At 44.5% G+C, this 18,603-nt stretch carries 16 protein-coding genes; 9 read left to right on the top strand and 7 right to left on the bottom strand.

Features of this window, described 5'->3' with window-relative positions; all coding sequences use genetic code 11:
• Positions 1 to 137: 137 nt before the first annotated feature.
• Entirely contained in the window at positions 138 to 1,835 is a 1,698-nt protein-coding gene (locus tag NQ518_RS08065) for an ABC transporter ATP-binding protein (RefSeq protein ID WP_023058494.1), read from the bottom strand.
• A gap of 2 nt (positions 1,836 to 1,837) precedes the next feature.
• The gene (locus NQ518_RS08060) at positions 1,838 to 3,583 is read right to left on the bottom strand and encodes an ABC transporter ATP-binding protein (RefSeq protein ID WP_227962332.1); all 1,746 of its coding nucleotides are present in this window, start codon (positions 3,581 to 3,583) and stop codon (positions 1,838 to 1,840) included.
• Between the two features lie 198 nt (positions 3,584 to 3,781).
• On the opposite strand from NQ518_RS08060, the gene NQ518_RS08055 reads away from it, so the two are divergent.
• The 4 genes from NQ518_RS08055 to NQ518_RS08040 all read left to right on the top strand — a co-directional run bounded on the left by NQ518_RS08055 (position 3,782) and on the right by NQ518_RS08040 (position 9,284).
• Positions 3,782 to 6,157 carry a TonB-dependent receptor gene (locus tag NQ518_RS08055; RefSeq protein ID WP_036873531.1) on the top strand — a complete coding sequence of 792 codons (2,376 nt, stop codon included), beginning with the start codon at positions 3,782 to 3,784 and terminating at the stop codon, positions 6,155 to 6,157.
• A gap of 17 nt (positions 6,158 to 6,174) precedes the next feature.
• Entirely contained in the window at positions 6,175 to 7,383 is a 1,209-nt protein-coding gene (locus tag NQ518_RS08050; protein ID WP_023058479.1) for an NHL repeat-containing protein, read from the top strand.
• A 124-nt stretch (positions 7,384 to 7,507) separates the two neighbouring features.
• Entirely contained in the window at positions 7,508 to 8,488 is a 981-nt protein-coding gene (locus NQ518_RS08045) for a helix-turn-helix domain-containing protein (protein ID WP_023058437.1), read from the top strand.
• A gap of 472 nt (positions 8,489 to 8,960) precedes the next feature.
• Positions 8,961 to 9,284, top strand: coding sequence for an RteC domain-containing protein (locus NQ518_RS08040; protein ID WP_023058485.1), 324 nt, complete (start codon positions 8,961 to 8,963; stop codon positions 9,282 to 9,284).
• Positions 9,285 to 9,326: 42 nt separating this feature from the next.
• On the opposite strand, the gene NQ518_RS08035 is transcribed toward NQ518_RS08040, so the two are convergent.
• The 5 genes from NQ518_RS08035 to mobA form a co-directional block, all read right to left on the bottom strand.
• Positions 9,327 to 10,364 carry a PDDEXK nuclease domain-containing protein gene (locus NQ518_RS08035; RefSeq protein WP_023058422.1) on the bottom strand — a complete coding sequence of 346 codons (1,038 nt, stop codon included), beginning with the start codon at positions 10,362 to 10,364 and terminating at the stop codon, positions 9,327 to 9,329.
• A gap of 32 nt (positions 10,365 to 10,396) precedes the next feature.
• Complete coding sequence (locus tag NQ518_RS13545; RefSeq protein WP_196491339.1) at positions 10,397 to 10,600, bottom strand: permease of the drug/metabolite transporter; 204 nt, start codon at positions 10,598 to 10,600, stop codon at positions 10,397 to 10,399.
• A 311-nt stretch (positions 10,601 to 10,911) separates the two neighbouring features.
• The gene (gene mobC, locus NQ518_RS08025; RefSeq protein ID WP_023058402.1) at positions 10,912 to 12,927 is read right to left on the bottom strand and encodes a conjugal transfer protein MobC; all 2,016 of its coding nucleotides are present in this window, start codon (positions 12,925 to 12,927) and stop codon (positions 10,912 to 10,914) included.
• Positions 12,928 to 12,939: 12 nt separating this feature from the next.
• Positions 12,940 to 14,169 (bottom strand): conjugal transfer protein MobB, encoded by a 1,230-nt coding sequence (gene mobB / locus NQ518_RS08020; protein ID WP_023058425.1) that lies wholly within the window; start codon positions 14,167 to 14,169, stop codon positions 12,940 to 12,942.
• Positions 14,154 to 14,567: a conjugal transfer protein MobA gene (gene mobA, locus NQ518_RS08015; RefSeq protein ID WP_036873522.1), complete on the bottom strand. Its 414-nt coding sequence runs from the start codon at positions 14,565 to 14,567 to the stop codon at positions 14,154 to 14,156. Before mobA ends, mobB begins: the two co-directional genes overlap by 16 nt.
• Positions 14,568 to 15,355: 788 nt before the next feature.
• Between mobA and NQ518_RS08010 the strand changes: the two genes are divergently transcribed.
• The 5 genes from NQ518_RS08010 to NQ518_RS07990 are packed head-to-tail and all read left to right on the top strand — an operon-like array spanning position 15,356 to position 18,521.
• Positions 15,356 to 16,138, top strand: a complete 783-nt coding sequence (locus tag NQ518_RS08010) for a ParA family protein (RefSeq protein ID WP_023058466.1) — start codon at positions 15,356 to 15,358, stop codon at positions 16,136 to 16,138.
• Positions 16,122 to 16,550 (top strand): DUF3408 domain-containing protein, encoded by a 429-nt coding sequence (locus NQ518_RS08005; RefSeq protein WP_004365107.1) that lies wholly within the window; start codon positions 16,122 to 16,124, stop codon positions 16,548 to 16,550. Before NQ518_RS08010 ends, NQ518_RS08005 begins: the two co-directional genes overlap by 17 nt.
• Position 16,551: 1 nt before the next feature.
• Positions 16,552 to 17,139 carry a hypothetical protein gene (locus NQ518_RS08000; protein ID WP_023058486.1) on the top strand — a complete coding sequence of 196 codons (588 nt, stop codon included), beginning with the start codon at positions 16,552 to 16,554 and terminating at the stop codon, positions 17,137 to 17,139.
• A 24-nt stretch (positions 17,140 to 17,163) separates the two neighbouring features.
• Positions 17,164 to 17,922, top strand: a complete 759-nt coding sequence (locus tag NQ518_RS07995) for a ParA family protein (RefSeq protein ID WP_023058465.1) — start codon at positions 17,164 to 17,166, stop codon at positions 17,920 to 17,922.
• Positions 17,910 to 18,521, top strand: a complete 612-nt coding sequence (locus tag NQ518_RS07990; RefSeq protein ID WP_036873519.1) for a hypothetical protein — start codon at positions 17,910 to 17,912, stop codon at positions 18,519 to 18,521. The genes NQ518_RS07995 and NQ518_RS07990 overlap by 13 nt, the downstream gene beginning before the upstream one ends.
• Positions 18,522 to 18,603 lie beyond the last annotated feature (82 nt).

Raw genomic sequence — 18,603 nt, 5'->3', positions numbered from 1 at the left:
TGAACAAAGGTAAATCAAAGAAACTGTGCATATTAGCAGTTGGAAATAACTGCGTACTTGTGGCATTGATATGGATGAAAGTGGCAAAAAAAGAGGTATGACTCAACACCATACCTCCATATTTTTTATTGATTAAATTATTGCATCGACAATAGTTTGCAGTACATTCCGTCTTTTGCTGCAAGTTCTGAATGCGTCCCGTTCTCTACAATGCGTCCCTTGTCCATCACGATAATCTGATTAGCATTGCGAATGGTTTGCAGGTGATGGGCTATGACCAAAACTGTACGATTTCGGATAAGGGCGGACATCGCCTGTTGTATCTTATATTCATTGACAGGATCGACATTGCTCGTTATCTCGTCCAAAAGAATGATGGGAGCATCTTTTAGGAACGCACGGGCGATTGAAAGCCTTTGTTTCTGCCCTCCAGATAGTCCCAAACCGTTTTCTCCGATTTTTGTTTCATAACCTTCCGGCAGACTGACGATAAAATCGTGTATCATCGCCCGTCGTGCAGCTTCCTCGATTTCTTCCTGCGTAGCATTGCGGTTGCCCACTTTGATATTATTGGCAATGGTATCTGAAAAGAGAATAACATTCTGCATCACTACACTGATTTTACCGAGTAGATAATCATAGTCCATTTCTCGAATGTCTATACCACCGATACGAATACTGCCGGTCTGCGGTTCCCAGAAACGGAGTAACAGGTTGGTAATGGTTGTTTTACCAGAACCTGACGAGCCAACAAGTGCCGTTACCGTTCCTTCGGGAACATGGAACGTGAGATCTTTCATCTCAAAACCTTCCTTCTCATAATGGAAACCAACTTTGTCAAAGGAAAGATTGAAATGGGTTGCTGTTTTCGGCTGTTCAGGATTGGTGATAACAGGGGCATTCAACAAATGGGAAATGCGTCCGTAGCTGTCCTTTACCTTGATGTAATTCAGCCAATGACTTTCCATATTGACAAAAGGCTTGTAGAATTCTTTTGAGACGATGACGAACATCAGATAAGCGAAAAGAGAAAGTTCACCTTGCTGTGTCCACCAAAGACCGATTGTAGCCATCAGAGCGAAAGCCAATTCTATCAAAAAAGTGTATCTACCCACACTTACAGCAGCCAAACGGGAAATATTCTTACTGCTTTCTCCAAATTCACTGACAGAGTGGTCGAGTCTGTCACGGAACATTCCTTTTCCACCAAACACTTTCAGCACGGGTATGCCCTTGACATATTCCACGAAGAGACTGACCATATCCGCCAGATTATCCTGTGCCTCCTCCTGTGCTTTCATTCCCGAACGAATGCCCCGATACAGAGAAAATAGGGCAATGGGAAGAATGGCAACCATCGTCAATCCCATGCGCCAGTCCACACAGAACAGCCCGACGCCGAGTATCAGAGCTACAATGAAGTCGGCGGACATTCGCGTCCAAAGATGACCCACAACCATCTCCATATTATCGACGTCTTTGTGAATGACTGTACTTATCTCTCCCAGACGCTCATTGGTATAGAAACCGAGTGAAAACATTTTCAGTTTCAATATGATTTTCTCGCGGATACGTTCCACAAGATCAAATCCGGCAAAATGCTTACTCATATCGGCAATGGCATTGGATATGGTTTTCAAGACCAGCAGACTGCCGAGTACCCATGCTGCCAAAATGAAAGAGATGCTTTCTCCCTGTATATGACGGTTGATGAGAAACAAGACTGTGAGCATTATCGCCGTGCCGCAAAGGGCATAAACCACGAAAAACAGTGCGGAGATAATCAGATGCCGCACTCCGCGAGCGGTCAATTCATTCAGTATATTGCGTACCATTCTTATTCCTCCTCTTCTTTTAATTGCCATTTACTTACTTGTTCCTGTGTTTCCGTCATATTGCGGTACAGAGAACAGTCTTTCATCAGTTCTTGGTGTGTTCCTTTCGACACAACCTGCCCTTTGTCCATCACAACAATACGCTCCATATCCTGAATGGTATTGAGACGGTGAGCAATCGCAATGACGGTCTTGTTGCGCTGCAATTCATCAAGAGCTTCTTGAATTAGTTTCTCATTCTCTCCGTCCAATGCGGCAGTAGCTTCATCGAGAATAACTATTGGAGAGTCTTTGAGCAATATTCGGGCAATGGAAATACGCTGTTTTTCTCCGCCGGAGAATTTTACGCCGGCTTCGCCTGCCAGCGTATCATAACCATTCGGCAAGCCCATGATAAAATCATGAATACGAGCACGCTGTGCTGCCATTTCCACTTCCTTTTGTGTGGCGGTTGGTCTTCCTATACGGATATTATCCCGAATGGTTGTGTTAAAGAGAAAAACCTCCTGCTGTACCATCGAAAAATAATCAGCGATATTACGTTCGGAGAGTCCCGTAATATTCTCTCCTCCCAGTCGTATAGTACCTGTTTGGGGTTGCCAGAACCCCATCATCAAACTTGCCAGCGTGGTTTTTCCCGACCCGGATTCGCCCACGATTGCAGTATGGCTTCCTCTCGGAAATTGAAGACATACATCTTTCAGCGCATTGTCTTCCTTGTTTGGATAGGAGAACGTAACATGCTCGAAACAAACATCCGTCTGTGTCGTATCTGTTTTCTTGTCCGCAGTTTCCTTTGTCTGTACCTCTGTAATGGACTGTACTTTTGCCAACGACTGACCATAGACGATTCGGAAATGTTGGAATGTTGCCAACTTAGCAAAGGAGGACGAGAATAGTCCGCCCAATATCAGGGCAAGGATAAAACGTGCCACCGTCAGTTCGCCCGAAGTCATCAGCCATAGCCCGACAAGGGTCATTACCACGATACCACCTTCCAAGAACATCGTTATGAGCGCCATCGGAACAGTAACGCTGAACATGCTCCGCTTCACCCAATGAATATAATCGCGCATACCGCCAAGTACCCGTACCGTTCTGTTTTCCTCGTTACTGAAAGCCTTGATTACCGATATGGTAGCCACATATTCCAAAAGGTCTTCCGACATTTTTTGCGTACTTTCCATAAAGTGTTGAAAGTTCTTTCCCCAAAGTGTTTTGACAGCCATTTGCAGAAGAAATGCTACAGGCAAAAGAGAAATGAGCGACAGCCCCAAACGCCAGTCCAACACCATAATGATTATCCAGAGTAAGGCAGGAAAAAGCGTAGCCGAAAGGATTTCAGGTAATCCGTGCGCTAAATAAATTTCAATTTGTTCCACATCGTGGTTGATAATATTCACCAATTCGCCAACTTTCCGTTCTTGAAAGAAACCGAGTGGCAAGCGTTGCAGATGACTTATGATACGCAACCTCAATCGTGTAAGGGCATTGTAAGCCGACCGGTGTGCCCGCCAAATCGATGTTCCATAGAATACTCCCCGAAGCAGTGCGAATAGTACCATTATTCCTCCAATACCCGAAACTATTATGGGAGAGAGCGTGCCATTCATCAACTTATCCACTGCCCATACTACCAGCAGTATAGGGAGTGTACCAAAAATAAGGTGCAATATGACCACTGCATTGGAGAGCAGACTGCGGCTCTCCCGTTCCTCATCAAGAGGTCTGACTTTTTGTTTATCCATATATGTGTCGTTTTGATTTTTCTGCTGCAAAGGTACGGCAACGAACATGGGTAAAATAACCCCGATAAGCATTACACTACCCCCAAACAACAATTTGCACGCATATAAACACAACAGGGGCATAAGCGTGAACAGCGGGGGTATTTATTTACTCGGCAGGTAAGTACCTTTGCACAGAATTTCATAAACAAATAAGATATGTCAATCAGCTCAATAGTCCATTTATATAAAAGAATGCTCATTGTCGGATTTCTATTGTTGTGGTCTTATCCTATGTTTGCACAACTGCAACCAACTGAAATAAAAGTTATTGATGCAGAGACTGGAGACAACATAGAATTTGCCACCATACAATGGAAAGGTTTGAATGCTCCAACGTACACGAATGGTACGACTACAAATAGGAAAGGCATTGCAAAACTAAATGCATCAAGTAATCAAAAACTTATGCTTATGGTAAGTTATGTCGGCTATCAGTCTATTACCGATACGATTACTGCAAATGGGAAGCGTTATACCATAAAACTACTCCCGGAATCAACAGAGCTGGCAGATGTAGTCGTAGTTGGGAAAACAAGAACACAAGTTCTCAGAGAGTCGCCTGAAGCAGTTTCTGTAATAAATGCGAAAGAACTTCAAGGCAGATCTATTTCGTTAGAAACCGTTTTGAATAAAACCATAGGTTTGAAAGTCGGGCATACCGGTGGTTTGGGGAGCAGTTCGAGAATTATTGTTCATGGATTGGAAGGAAACCGCATTCAAATCTTATGGGACGGAATACCAATGAGTACTTCTGATGGGGCTTTTTCTCTTGATGAAATTCCGATAGACATTATAGAAAGAATAGAAGTCTATAAGAGTATCATTCCTGCCCGTTTCGGTTGCGATGGATTGGGAGGCGCTGTCAATATCGTTACGAAAGAGTTTAGTACGGATTATTTAGATGCCTCGTATGAATTAGGTTCTTATCAAACACACAAAGGAAGCGTCTTCTCTCGCAAGAATTTTCCAAAGAGTGGCATTCTGCTCGGTGCGGGAGGTTATTATACATCTGCAAAGAATGACTACTCTTTCAGAGTTCCCGAGAGAGAGAATCTGTTGGTAAGGCGTGACCATGACCGTTTTCGTTCGTATATGTTGAAAGGAAAAATTGCTTTCACGAAACTTTGGTTCAATGAGATTAGTACCGAGTTCGGGTACTATAATCGTTTCAATGAAATCCAAGGCATCTTAAAAAACATACAACACGCCGAAGACCAATCAGGAATGTTTATGTTGGAAAACAAACTGATAAAAAGCGGAATGCTGAACGACCGCCTTCACTTTGAGTCCCATTTCTCCCTCTCGCATACAACAAACAATTTTGTGGATACGGCACGAGTTAATCACGATTTCGAGGGAAACATATATCCGAGTCCGAACGGAATGGGAGAAACGGGGGACGTCCCTCATAACTCAAACGACAAAGGATTGGAAATCAACGAACGTATCAATCTTGATTACAGATTGTCTGCCAATCACAGTTTGAATCTGAACACACTCATTAACTATGCACGAAGACAACCGAGCGATAACATTGCAAGTCAGCATGCAGGTTTTGTCATCGGGGGATTTCCCAGTAAAAAGACCAGTGTCGTATCGGGGTTGACTTGGGAGGCAAAACTCTTTGACAAGAAACTGACGAATATGCTCTCCGCAAAGTATTTCCACCTCCATTCCGAGATAGAAGATTTGACTTCATACGAGATGATTGAGGCTCCGAAGAAAAAGAACAATACGACCTCACAAATCGGCTGGATAGAGGCAATAAAATACGAGCCTTTCAGAGGTTTTCATCTGAAAGCATCTTACCAGCGGGCAATACGCCTCCCCAATTCGCAAGAGTTGTTCGGCGATGGTATCATCACCTTTCCTGCTGCTGGATTGAAACCGGAGAAAAGCCACAACTTCAATCTGGGCTTCTTGATAGATAAAAACGACATACTCGGCTTATCGCGATTGCAGTTTGAAGTGAACGGCTTTTATATGCAGGTAAGTGATATGATAAAACTGATGAAACAGCACATGGCAGCCGGATATGTGAACGCAGAAAAGGTACATATTAAAGGTATAGAAACCGAATTAAAACTGGACATCTCACCAACGGTCTATGCCTACGGAAATCTGACTTATCAAGATGTGCGCGATGTCTTGAACTATTTACCCGGTACCCAAGCCCCCAATCCGACAAAAGGATTGCGACTGCCGAACATTCCCTATTTATTCGCCAACTTCGGGGCGGAGTATCACAGCGACCGGTTATTCAAGAATTGGTATGTCAAGGCTTTCTGGGACGGCAAATTTACTGAGGAGTTCTTCTATTTCTGGGAACTAACCGAATTGCAGAAACGACGTATTCCCCGCAGTTTCGTCAATGACATAGGTCTGCTACTGACCTACAAAAACAAATATTCCGTAGCCTTGGAATGCCATAATATAATGAACAAAGAGGTCTGGGACCAGTTCCGCCAACCATTGGCAGGACGGACATTCCACCTCAAATTCAGGTACGTCTTCTCGAAAGGAATTTTCTAATTTAACAAATATAAAAGATGAATACAACAATTTTCAATCGCATAGCCTTTTCCGCTATGCTGGTCGGCGTCATAGGGCTGACATCTTGTAACAAAAATGATGAACCTACGCCTACCCCTCAAGAGGTGCAGCAGCATTTTGTCTTTATCAATCAGATTGACCAAAAGACCGACTATTTGGGGACATTCTCGGATCTCTTGCAGAAAGAGGTCAACAATAAAAATACATACGAGTTCGGCTTCGGTACTTATCCCTTTGTCCATGGCAATATAGTATTGATTGCCGAAGGAGTGTGGGGCGATAAAATTCATCAATTCACTAGAGATACCAAAGGACATTTGGTGAAAGGTCAGACAATGACTTTTGGGCAGGACTCTCGTCCGGGAGAAATTGCTTTCTTCAATAATGAAACAGCCTATGTATCGCTCAGTAAACGAGGGAAGATTGGCATATTCAATCCTCAAACAATGCAGCAAAAAGATGAGATTGATCTTGCAAAATATGCAACGAATGACAATAATCCCGACCCGGGATGCAATGTAATCCGTGATGGAAAACTTTACGTCTCTCTTAATCAGAAAAATTCACCTCACACCTCATGGCCCGGAACGGGAGCAGAGGTTGCCATCATTGACTTGAAGACAAACACGGTAGAAAAGGTAATTAAAGACAATCGAACTGCATCTGTAGGACTTTTTCGTCATTCCTCGGCTATCAAGGACGAACATGGAGACATCTACTTCTACAGTATAGGCATGGATGGGATGAATCCTTTGAAAGACGGCTTCTTACGTATAAAAAAAGGAACTGATGAATGGGATAAGGATTATTACTTCCAATTATCCAAAACAAAAGTAACAGGTCTAGACACTGATGCTGCCTATATCCTTCCGTTCTATTATGCAGGAGGTGGAATAGCATATGCTTGTATTAACATCCCTGCTTACACTCAACACAATGACCTTATGCAATCATCAATTCTTGATTTCAACTATCAACCGGTTAAAATCAATCTTTGGAATAAAACCATCGAAAAACTCGATCTTCCATTGACCACAAGCATGGGAGCTTTTGCTTGTACACGATATAAGGATTTTATAGTCTTTGGTATGACGTGCAAAGAAGGCACAGGATACTATACTTACAATACCAAAACGGGGGAATGCTCGCAAAGACCAGTTGTTACCACCATAGGAGTACCTTCAAGTTTAATCGCATTTGAATAAGCTCCCATTAAAAACATTTCTCATGGAGCTATTGGTCCTTTTCTAAGAGTAATACGGATAAAAACTTGTGATAATTCGAGTTTTTATCCGTATTTGTTTGTAACTTTGCAAAAAGACATAAAATATGACTATAGAATTTTGTGCCATCAACAAACCCGAAGATTGGATGGAGATGGTTGCCGAGCAATTTGGTACATCAGTAATAAACGATGGATTTACTATTCCTTCTTCTATGGGTAGTGGATTTTTCAAACAGTATTATCCCCTGCCATGGCTCACATTGACTTACATCAATTTCATAGCATACGAGCCGATAACTATGGTACGTCGCTCGGTGGAAAAGTCGAAATGGATTCCTGTGATGTTCTATATCAATGAGCATAAGCACGAGCAGATAATTGGAACAAGTACTAAAACGGTCGGAGTGGACACGCTCGATGGCATCTTTATGCCTTCAAGCAGCATTCCGACTGAGTGGAGTTTTCCACCAAAGAAACGATACGAAAATATTACACTGACTTTCAATAAAGATTGGATTGAAAAGATTGATGCAGCATATGAAACCTATATCGGTCGGCTTCTCCAATCGGACAAGGCTTTTTATTTGTTTGAGACAATTACACCTGCAATGCAACAGGTCTTGGATAACATTAAATCAATAACTGAAATCGACAATCCTTTTTCAACGCTTCATTTGCATGGAAAAACTATGGAATTACTGACGATGTACTTTGAAAAGATCGAAAAACGTTCGGAAGTAAAATCTCTTGCCAACCTAAACTTGAATGATGTTGAATCAGTATTCCGTGTTCGTCGCCAGATTCTTCAAAGTCTCAGTGATGTACCGAGTATTCCCGAATTGGCGCGTGAAGCTAATATGAGCAGTTCCAAATTACAAAAGTGCTTCAAGCAGGTTATTGGAAAAGCTATCGCCGAATATGCCCTATCCGAAAAGATGGAATGGGCAAAACGACTGCTTTCCACTCGCCTCTACTCGGTGTCAGAAGTAGGCTATAAAATTGGATATGCCAATCTCAGTCATTTCACGGAGGCTTTCTGCAAATATCACAGGATAAAACCCAAGCAATATCTTGATTCGTTGTAATTCAACTTAACAGGGGTATCACTATACTTTTTACGGATATTTTGTCTCAATAAAACATATGAACTTTGCCCGTAAATTAAAAGGGCAACGAAGATAACACCTGATGAGAATCTTCTTTTCATATCTCTTGCTCTATCATCTGTTTTGACTATTCAATGTTATTCAGATGTATTTACTCTTTCAGAAGAATAGTAAAACCATTCATAGATTAGGAATATGAAAAGACTCGTAAAAAAGAACTCTTTTAAAATGCTACTCTCTGAAAATACAACGAAAGCTACTGCTTGCTTAATAAGAGAAATCTTAAAGCTCGTAGCCACAGAGAGAAAAGTATGTTCATTATTTAGAACCTTGCATTACACTCGATTTCAATTGCAGATTATCCACGCGAGAACTGGATTAACAGTCGAAATGGGGGAAAAATGTATCGGAGTTACTCTTTGTCATTGACACAGAACTGAAACTGCTAGATATGCGGTTGCATGGATTGTTCCCTGCTCCGCAGAAGTCTGTCAGCAATCTCCGTTGGACAGGCAAAGCGACAGATTTAGTGGAACTCCTTTATGCTCTCGACACCTGCGACTGTATCAACAACGGAGAAATAGGCGTGGAAGAATTGGCAGACGCCCTTTCCGAACTCTTCGGGATAGAGATAAAGAACTGCTACAACGTATATATGAATATGAAGCGTCGCAAAGATGACAGCCGCACTTATTTCCTTGACGAACTCCGTGAGAAACTCAATAAGCGTATGGTGGAGAGCGACCTGAAAGGCGGCAAGTTCAAGAAGCGGTAAATCAAAAGGGAGATATTCCAGATTCGGAATATCTCCCTTCATTCATTCTTTGATAAGCACTTCCAACTTTTGGGCTATAGCCTCTGAGGTTGGAAGCAGTTCCTTGTATGCCTCCGGCAATTCGGGTGATAGGCTGTATGTTGCCACCCCGATAGGCATTGTAGAAGTTTTGAGGGCATATTCTACAATCGTTCGGCTCTTGGATTTACAGATGATAATGCCGATGGCAGGATTTTCATGCGGGAGCCTCACGGTATCATTCAGTACATTGAGATAAAACTCCATCTTTCCTTTATATTCAGGCTTGAACTCTCCGATTTTCAGTTCCACTGCAATCATTGCCTGCAAGCGTCGGTTGTAAAGCAGCAGGTCGATGAAGTACTCCCTGCCATCCACTTCCAATCGGTATTGGTTTCCCATAAAAGAAAAGTCCGTTCCGAACTCCATCAGAAAAGAGCGGATATTCTTGATGATAGCCTGTTCCAACTCATATTCCGAATGTTCCTCTCCCAGTCCGATAAAATCCAGCATATACTCGTCTTTTACGGCAAGCACCGCTTGGTTGCGGATGTTTTCGGGCAGCGTGGTATCAAAGTTGCTTTGTCCGAGCAAAAAGTTCTCATATGTTTTCAGTTCTATCTTGTGTATCAGCACATCCTTAGTCCAACCGTATTTCTTAGTCGCCAGAATATAGAACTGTCTCTGCTGCGTCTCCTTGCACTTAGTCAGAATAACGATATGCTTCGACCAGCTAATTTCTCCAACTAATGGTTGGAGAATTTCGTTCGATTGATATTCTGCGTAAAATCGTGCCATGTCCCACATATTGGAAACTCCGAAGCCCTTGATTCCCGGGAACTCTTTTTGTATGTCCTGTGAGAGGTTTTCCACAACGGATTTTCCCCAACCGAGAGCCTTCTGCTGTTCGGTAATTCGTCTGCCTATCTCCCAATAGAGAGTTATCATTTCCTTATTGACGGCTTTCAATGCCTCATACTGTGCAGAGCGGATTCGCTTTGTTATCTCTTCCTTAAAACTCAGGTATTCCGCCGATGTGAGCGGTATATTGTGCGTACTCATATTCTTTCTTCTTTATAGTATGCTTGTACCTCTTACCGAAAAGCCTTTATGACCCTGAACACTGCCCACAAGCAGGTAAAAGGAGCGGTAAAGACTCCGATGACAACAAAGAGGAGGAGTTTGAGGATGTAGTAAACTATCCACTGCCCGTTTGTCCCTGCTACCATTTTATAAGGAATGTACTTTTCCACAAAGAGATAGCCCGACCATATCGCCATTAGCGTATATCCGGACATCCATCGCATATCCTCAAAACCTTTGGTCGCCAAAAAGTTCCACTTGAAACCTATGGCAAACAGAGCTGCCAAGAGTAACAAACTACATACGCTCCTCCACTTCTCGCCTTGTCTTCTCTTTTGAAAACAAGGCGTGCAAAGTATCGGCACATACCTTTCTGCACATTCAGGGCAAAGTCCCTTTCCGCAATCGGAACATCGGGCTATCGCCGGCTGTTCTATGTGATTAAAGCAATTCATCTGATTCAAATTCTTACGACTTCAAAAATACAAAAATCCACTTGTTGAGCCAAGAAAATTACCACTTATTTTTATGATTTCTTGGTAGTTAAGAGCTTGGATAGTTCGGGATCATTAGCTATCCGTAGCAACTCTCGCTCCACGATTTCCCGCACCTCCGTCTTGACACGGTCATAGTTCGCCTTTATCTCCTGTTCCATCATATCCTCTCCATCTTCATTTGTAAAGTCAGTAAGAACAGGTATCGGACGATAGGCTGCCGTTTCCCTTGCCACCCTCGCATTGTCCACCACAATCTCACAGTGGAAAATCTTCTGTTCGATGCGTTCGGAGAAATTATCGGCAACCGCTCCTACAAACATACCTTGCGTGAGTGTGGAAATTTTGCTCTGAGGTATCAGGCTGTCCATCTGTGTGGAGATGGAAGTGGTCTTGTCGCTACGGGTGATGCTCATACTCTGCCGTTTCTGAAGCACCTTGCCAAACCTCTCCGAGAGCGTCTTTGCCGTCTCACCGACCACCTGTCCCGAAAAAATGTTCCCGACCGTGTTCATTACCACGGCAGCTTCCTTGTCTCCATAATCCCGCTTCAACTGGGAGAAGTCCTGAAAACCTAAACAAACCGCCACTTTGTTGCTTCGTGCGGTGGCAATCAGGTTGTCCAATCCCTTGAAATAGATGGTAGGCAACTCGTCTATCAGCACCGAACTTTTCAGCATTCCTTTCTTATTGATGAGTTTGACAATGCGCGAATTGTACAATCCCAATGCCGCCCCATAGATGTTCTGCCTGTCGGGATTGTTTCCCACACATAGGATTTTGGGAGCTTGGGGATTGTTGATGTCCAATGTAAAATCATCTCCCGTCATAATCCAATAGAGTTGCGGACTGATCATCCTTGACAGCGGTATCTTGGCAGAGGCTATCTGTCCTTGCAACTGGTCTGCCGCCCCTCCGAGCCAAGCGTCCATGAAAGGAGAAAGATAGTTCTCCAATTCAGGATAAGAGGTGAGTATCGGGAAAATATCCTCGTACTTGCGGCAGAGAAACTCAATGGCGTGCGGAAAGGTGCAGTACTTGCCACCTTCAAAGATGCGGAGATACCAGATGATGGCGGCAAAGAGGACGATGGGCGACTCCACGAAGAAATCCCCCTGCTTCTGCACCCACGTTTTGTTCAGGTTGAGCATAATCGTATAAGCCGATTCATAGGCATCCGATATGTCGCTCATGAAATCGGGGTGTATCGGATTGCAGCGGTGCGACCGTCTCGGGTCATCGAAGTTGATCACATAAAACTTCGGCTTGACCTTATAGCCATTTGAATGATGCAGCAGATGATTATACACAATCGTGGAGAGGTCGGGATACTTGAAATCATAACAGTATAACGCAAAGCCTTTCTCAATCTGCTGCTTGATGAAATTGTTGATGATGGCATAGGACTTGCCGCTGCCCGGTGTTCCCAAGACGGATACCGCACGGAAAGGATTGACCACGTTTATCCAACCCTTGTTCCACTTCTTACGATAATAGAAACGGGTCGGCAGATTGACCGAGTACTCGTTTTCCAATAGCCTTGTCTCCTGCATAAAGGATTCGTTTTCCTGATTGAAGACATCCTCCATCAGGTTGTTCTTCAAGAGCCGGCTCATATAGAGTCCCGCCATCAGCAGACAAACATACCCTACGGTTATCGTAAAAGTATAGAGAGCCGCATTCGCCTCTATGGGTAGTGGCAAGGCGAGTATCCACCAATTAAGGAAGAAAAAGACAAAGCCGATGCCCATGAATGCTCCTATTTTCGCCCAAGTGATGTGCTCCTCTTTCACGCCTTTCGTGCCCAGACAGGAAAGACCCATCAGTACCAGCGCAAAGAGTTTGGTATAAAGCATGTTGCCGAACAGCCCCGCCGTGCGATGGAAATTCATCAGTATCCTGTCCACCACACCGATGTTCAGTCCCCATAGTTTGATGGTTTCGTAACAATACCAATAGAGGTGGGCAACTACCAAAATAATACTTACGGCACGCAGAAAATCCATAATTTTCGCCAGTGCCCTCAAATCATCTTCTTGTTGTGACATAGTCTGTTGTTTTTAGAGTTTACGATGTTTTCTTTTCTTACGCTGCATTCTTCTTCTGAACTGCTCTTCCTCCCAATCCGTACCGTGAGCCTCCAACGGCAGGTCAAGCAGACCTCCCAATACGGAGTCTTCATCCGAGTTCGAGGTTTGGGAAAGACTACTTTTTTCACTCTGCTGTATAGAATCGGACAGTTCGGGGTGCGGACGGTCGAACCATTCTGCTACGGCATTCGCCGAAAGTTCCTTGCCCAATCGTGAGCCATTGACCACACATCCGTTATTGTGGTCTATGAAGGTGATGCCATAGAGCCTACCTTCTTCGTTTTCACGGAAGAGTACATCAATACCCTTGCGATGGAGATTATCCCTAAAATCCTCTCTTGTGGCTGAACGATTCATAGCCTGTTCCACGCCCCACTTGGTTTTAGGTGCAAGCTGTTTCTCTTTCAACTTTTCTTTGGCAGTCTTGAATCGGTTTTGCAGGGCTTCATATCCGACAGATTTCCCAAAGACCGAGGACTTGAATGGATTTCCAAACTTTTTGCCATTTTCATCCGTGACAAAATAGACCAGCCCGTTGTAAGGCTTTCCGTGTACTTCTCCCTTAACTTCCTCCACACATATATTATAGGTGGAAAGCAAGGTTCGGTATTCTTTGAAACTCGGACAATGGTAGAATTTGGCTGCCGGTTTGATGACCGAAACCAGTTGCTTTTTAAGGCTTCCCTCTTCGGGACGGACTTTCCGCAAGCGAAACGCTTCCTTGAATTGTTTCCTGTCGGCAGGGTGTAATCCATACTTTTGCTCCATCTCCCGTGTGATACGCTTGCTGGCGTAGAAGTTATTCCCATCGTTAATCTTCCGTCCCGTCTCATCCACTGCCAAGGTCACGATGTGTAGATGATGCCGGTCTATGTCCTCATGCTTATAGACCACGAAAGGCTGATTGCCATAACCCATCTTCTCAATATACTCCAATGCAATGACGGAGAACTGTTCATCGGAGAGCTTGTCATCGGGATGCGGGTTCAGGGAGATATGAATAATGGGCTTTTTCGTGCGAATTTGGCTTGGCATATATGCCATAAAGTCTTGCATGCAAGCAGTAATATCATGCCCACCATCGGCAGGACAGAACACCTTATTCGTCTCCAAGATCTTTGCTACACCTTCGTTTACCTTCTCTCCATTGTACGCCAATGCCCCATATAGTGAGCTTCCGTAACTTATTTTTGCGACCATTTCTCTTGAAATTCTCGGGTTAATTGCACAATTTCCCCTCCGATGACCGCCAATTCGAGTGTCATTTTCTCCAACTTGGCGAGCATCGCAAAGGCTTTCTTCTCCGTAAAATTGCTTTTCAAAGCGACTACAGTTTGATTATAATTCACTCCGACACTGCGAAATTGTCCGTACAAAGTCGTCAGTTTCTGATAATAATCGAGCAACGAGCGATCCACTTTTATCACCCGAAAGGTCTCGTTGAAAACTCTTGCCTTGATGAATGCCGATAAACTCTGAACACCTGCCACTTCCTTCATAGATAGGAATTGTGCAAATTCGGTAGGCGTGAAATTAACGGAAACACGCTTCTCCGTCTTCTCTTTGGAGCTTATACTCCTCATTTCCTTTTGTCTCATTTGTTTACTATGGATTTTAGTGTTTCACGACATCACCGGCATTTGAGGCATCGCATTCTTCTTATCAAGAAAAAACGACTTCGGAGTTTTTTCAGCTCTCTGCAAGAGCAAGGGTTTTATGCTGCAAAAACGAAGTCGTGCAGCATAAGACATACCTTGCTATTTGCACGGACGCAAATAAATCCGTCCCGAAGGACGGTGCGTTACCTTCTCGAAAAGAATATCTCCTAATGCCTTCAATGCACCGGCTCATCGCTTGGGTGCAAAGTTACTACCTATTGTGTATAAGTTAGTTACAAGCAACGAAGCCATAAACAACCAAATCGAAGCCACAAGTACGCACTTAGTAAAAAGGGGGCGAAAACAGCTTGAAAGACATCTATATTTGCCCCGTCAGACAGGTGTTCACCGGTAGGAGGGCATACCAACTTCCACAAGTCTAAACACCTGTTTGTAGCTACTTGAACAGGCAACCAAGGGTATGGCAATAGGAATGAGAATGGGCATAGGGCAGCAGCTCCGTATATACTTGCACAAGTGTACAATGGGAGACGTGCGGGAGGATGTATGCAAGTGTATCCCCCGTCATGTTTTCCGATACTTAGGCAAGGAGGGAAATCCCCCTCCAAGTAAGGCTCTATTCCCTTATCAAAGCCTCCGGCGGTATGCCCACATGGAAATCCATTTCCTTATGGCGGCAATTCCCCATCTGCCTTTTCAGAGGAGTAAAACAAGGTGTGCATACACCTTCCCATCCATATATGTAAAACCATTAAACAGAAAATGAAATGAAAAAGAAACCTGTTTTTATCGCCTTCTCCACTCAGAAGGGTGGTGTCGGCAAAACGACCTTCACGGTCTTGGCAGCAAGTTACCTGCACTATGTTTGCGGGTATAATCTGATTGTCGTGGATTGCGATTATCCGCAATTCAGCATCAATGCCATGCGTCAGCGTGATGCACAAGGCTTGGAACGCAACCCATCGCTGCAGGAATTGGCTGTCGCCCAGTTCTCCGGTGGGTCTAAGTCCACATACACCATTCTATGTTCAACGGCAGATACAGCCGTGGAAACAGTCAGGGAATATCTGGAAACGAATGAAGCGGATACGGATTTCGTCTTCTTTGACCTGCCCGGCACCATCAACAACGATGGTGTGGTGAACACGCTCTCCGGAATGGATTACATCTTTACGCCGATCTCCGCAGACCGTATCTCGTTGGAGAGTACCCTGAGTTTTGCCTCCGTCATCAAGACAGGCATCACCGACAATCCACAGACGGAGAATAAAGGGATATACCTTTTCTGGAACATGGTGGACGGCAGGGAGAAGACACCGCTCTATGCGCTGTACGAAACAGTGATTGCCGAATTGGGACTTCCTCTTTTGCCGACTGCTGTCCCCAATACGACACGCTATAAGAAAGAGGCGACAGATAATGGGGCGACACTGTTTCGTTCCACCATCTTTCCTCCTTCCCGCACCCTTTTGCGAGGCAGCAAATTGAAAGAACTTGTAGAAGATATTCTTAACATCATTAGAACAGAAGATTATGGCAGAGAAGAATAAAGGAAAGGTCGATCCCGTAGCCATTCGGGAATTGATTTCACAGGGTATCCCGATGAAAAAGAAAGAGAGTGAGATGGCTGCATCAGCCACAGTCGAGGAAAAGAAAAACGATATGACTGAAGTACCCCAAGAAACGGCGGAAGAATTCCATTCTCCCATTCGTACCCGTCGCAGGAATGTCGCCAAGGGAGACTATGTATCACTCTTCATGCACCGCAATGATTTGTTTGACCGAAAGGCTATCTACATCTCCAAAGAATTGCAGGATAAGCTGGCGGAGATTGTCCTCTTCATCAGGAAGCGGGAAATGACGCTGGGAATGTATGTCGAAAATATCCTCCTCAAACATTTAGAGGACTACAAGGAAGAAATCAACCGGTTAAGCGAACAGAATTTCAAGAAATTATTGTGACATGAAACAGACATTTTTCATTCTGCTGCTGGTCGGCTTAGCCTATCTCGGCAGCGTGCAGGTCGTGCGTTTCCTGTACGACCTCTATCGAAAAGCCAAGCGACTCTATCAAGACTTAAGACTCTTCTTTAAGGAACGGGGAAAAGACAAAGTCGTTGTTACTATACGTATTCCCAAGCGGGAGTTCGTACAAGAGGAGAATGTCCTGTTGGCCGAACTTCCCATAACACCCGAAGAGGAGGACGAGGAGAATAGCAAGCCTGTTCTATCTTCGGAACTTCTGGATATGGAGAGTGAAGAGGAGTACGTTCAGGTGGAGTTTGAGGGAGAAAGCCATTCTCTCTCAGAAAGTATCACTGCGAAAGAACTGCACCACATGGGAAGTGTCCTGTCCCGTAAGGAGGTTCCCATAGAGGAAGAGGTCAAAGCGGCAGAAACCATCTGTAAGTTGCACGATTCACCGATGCTCCAAGAGATAGAGAAAGTTGCCGGCGGACGTATCCATGAACTGCTGGAACGTGTCATGAATCAAGCTCACAAGGCGGTTCAGTCCGGGAACTTCGATTACAGCAAATTTATCAAGATATAGTATTCACCCATCAAAAGAAAAATCATGAGCAATCCGATTCACATCGCCATTGCATCCCCTTTGGGAGGTGTCGGCAAAACCACGCTTACCGTACTTGCGGCAAGTACCCTTCATTATCATTTAGGATACAGCGTTGCGGTAATAGACTGCAATTATCCGCTCTATACGACGGCTTACCTAAGGGGAAAAGAAACTGAGGGACAAAATAAGCAAGGATTTTCCGATAAGTGCCTCAAAAATATGATGCGGCAACCATTATGGCTTCAACCCTATCCAATTGTTTGTGTCCCCATAGCAAAAACATGGAAGGAAGCAGAGCGACTCAATACGGGAATTCGCCCCAAGTGTATCTTTTTCGACCTGCCGCCATTGATGCGAACCGAAGGTACGGTGGAGTTATTGACCCGTATGGATGCGGTCATCTTTCCCGTTACGGGTAATCCGATGGATGCCGATGCCGTCCGCCGCTTCATTGAGATTGTAGGCGAACAGGTATTAACCATGGGCAAGGGAAGCATCAAGGAACTCTGCCTGCTTCGTAACATGGTCGGCTCTTGGGAAAAAGAAGAAGTCCAAGAACGCTGTCGAACGCTTGCCGATGAGACGGGAGCTGTACTTATGCAGACCTCCTTGCCATATTCCAAACATTTCCGTCCATGCTTCGCTGACGGCAAGGCGGGTATCTGCACGCTCCGTTCTCCAAGAGGCGGAACATCAGGTCGGCTTGCCGATAGTTTGGGAAAAGAACTACTCGAAATCATCTCCCGCCTATGTTCCGAGTAGTTTTTATAGCATTCCTGCTCTATCTCCTATATTTGCTTCTATTCTTTGGATACGAACGGAGAAAGAGAATGGCAAGACGAAAAGCCAAAAGGGAAGATCTCACAGAAGAGGTTTCCGAGGCTGAAATCATCGGTAAAAGTCGCTTTCAAATATGCCACTCGAAGCCACAAGTACGCAGTTATCCGGAAGTCGATTCTACGGGGAAAAAGAGTTCTACATTTGCCATGGAAAACGGAAACGAGCACTCCGGAGATACGGGAGGACTTCCTGAAATCGACGATGTTCCCCTCTGGTATGAAACGGATGGGGCAACGGCAGGAGAAGAGGAAGAGGTCGAAGTGGCAGTGCCGAACGCTGAAAAGGAGACATACGACGGAGGAATTGACTTTGCACGGGTGCAGGAAGCCTTGTCGGTCATACACCGAAACGCCTCTTCCATAGCGGAGCGACAAAGAGCCGGTGAGACATTGACCGAATTGGAAGGCACTCGTCTGATGGAAACACTCCGAAGCGACAAAGTTCGTTCTTCCACGATAGACGATATTGTCCGCAACCGTTTTGAAGAGCTTTATGTTCCCTCTGAGGGCAAGGGCAAATAGTAACAAACCCATTAAACAGTCAAAGACGATGAAAGAAAAAGAGTACGGCTGACATACGAGAGAAGCCACCACTGAAATCCGA

The organism is Hoylesella buccalis ATCC 35310 (assembly GCF_025151385.1).
GTDB lineage: Bacteria > Bacteroidota > Bacteroidia > Bacteroidales > Bacteroidaceae > Prevotella > Prevotella buccalis.
The sequence above is the reverse complement of the archived record's forward strand: the minus strand, read 5'-3'. Positions and strand labels throughout refer to the sequence as shown.

What these genes read in the sequence shown, in the direction of transcription:
- NQ518_RS08005 (WP_004365107.1), top strand. Translation starts at nt 16,122, where the DNA reads ATGGCAGAGAAGAATAAAGGAAAGGTCGATCCCGTAGCCATTCGGGAA.
- NQ518_RS08035 (WP_023058422.1), bottom strand. Translation starts at nt 10,364, where the DNA reads ATGAGTACGCACAATATACCGCTCACATCGGCGGAATACCTGAGTTTT.
- NQ518_RS08010 (WP_023058466.1), top strand. Translation starts at nt 15,356, where the DNA reads ATGAAAAAGAAACCTGTTTTTATCGCCTTCTCCACTCAGAAGGGTGGT.
- NQ518_RS08050 (WP_023058479.1), top strand. Translation starts at nt 6,175, where the DNA reads ATGAATACAACAATTTTCAATCGCATAGCCTTTTCCGCTATGCTGGTC.
- mobB (WP_023058425.1), bottom strand. Translation starts at nt 14,169, where the DNA reads ATGGTCGCAAAAATAAGTTACGGAAGCTCACTATATGGGGCATTGGCG.
- NQ518_RS08065 (WP_023058494.1), bottom strand. Translation starts at nt 1,835, where the DNA reads ATGGTACGCAATATACTGAATGAATTGACCGCTCGCGGAGTGCGGCAT.
- NQ518_RS08055 (WP_036873531.1), top strand. Translation starts at nt 3,782, where the DNA reads ATGTCAATCAGCTCAATAGTCCATTTATATAAAAGAATGCTCATTGTC.
- NQ518_RS08045 (WP_023058437.1), top strand. Translation starts at nt 7,508, where the DNA reads ATGACTATAGAATTTTGTGCCATCAACAAACCCGAAGATTGGATGGAG.
- NQ518_RS13545 (WP_196491339.1), bottom strand. Translation starts at nt 10,600, where the DNA reads ATGTCCGGATATACGCTAATGGCGATATGGTCGGGCTATCTCTTTGTG.
- mobA (WP_036873522.1), bottom strand. Translation starts at nt 14,567, where the DNA reads ATGAGACAAAAGGAAATGAGGAGTATAAGCTCCAAAGAGAAGACGGAG.
- NQ518_RS08060 (WP_227962332.1), bottom strand. Translation starts at nt 3,583, where the DNA reads ATGGATAAACAAAAAGTCAGACCTCTTGATGAGGAACGGGAGAGCCGC.
- NQ518_RS08000 (WP_023058486.1), top strand. Translation starts at nt 16,552, where the DNA reads ATGAAACAGACATTTTTCATTCTGCTGCTGGTCGGCTTAGCCTATCTC.
- NQ518_RS07995 (WP_023058465.1), top strand. Translation starts at nt 17,164, where the DNA reads ATGAGCAATCCGATTCACATCGCCATTGCATCCCCTTTGGGAGGTGTC.
- mobC (WP_023058402.1), bottom strand. Translation starts at nt 12,927, where the DNA reads ATGTCACAACAAGAAGATGATTTGAGGGCACTGGCGAAAATTATGGAT.
- NQ518_RS08040 (WP_023058485.1), top strand. Translation starts at nt 8,961, where the DNA reads ATGCGGTTGCATGGATTGTTCCCTGCTCCGCAGAAGTCTGTCAGCAAT.
- NQ518_RS07990 (WP_036873519.1), top strand. Translation starts at nt 17,910, where the DNA reads ATGTTCCGAGTAGTTTTTATAGCATTCCTGCTCTATCTCCTATATTTG.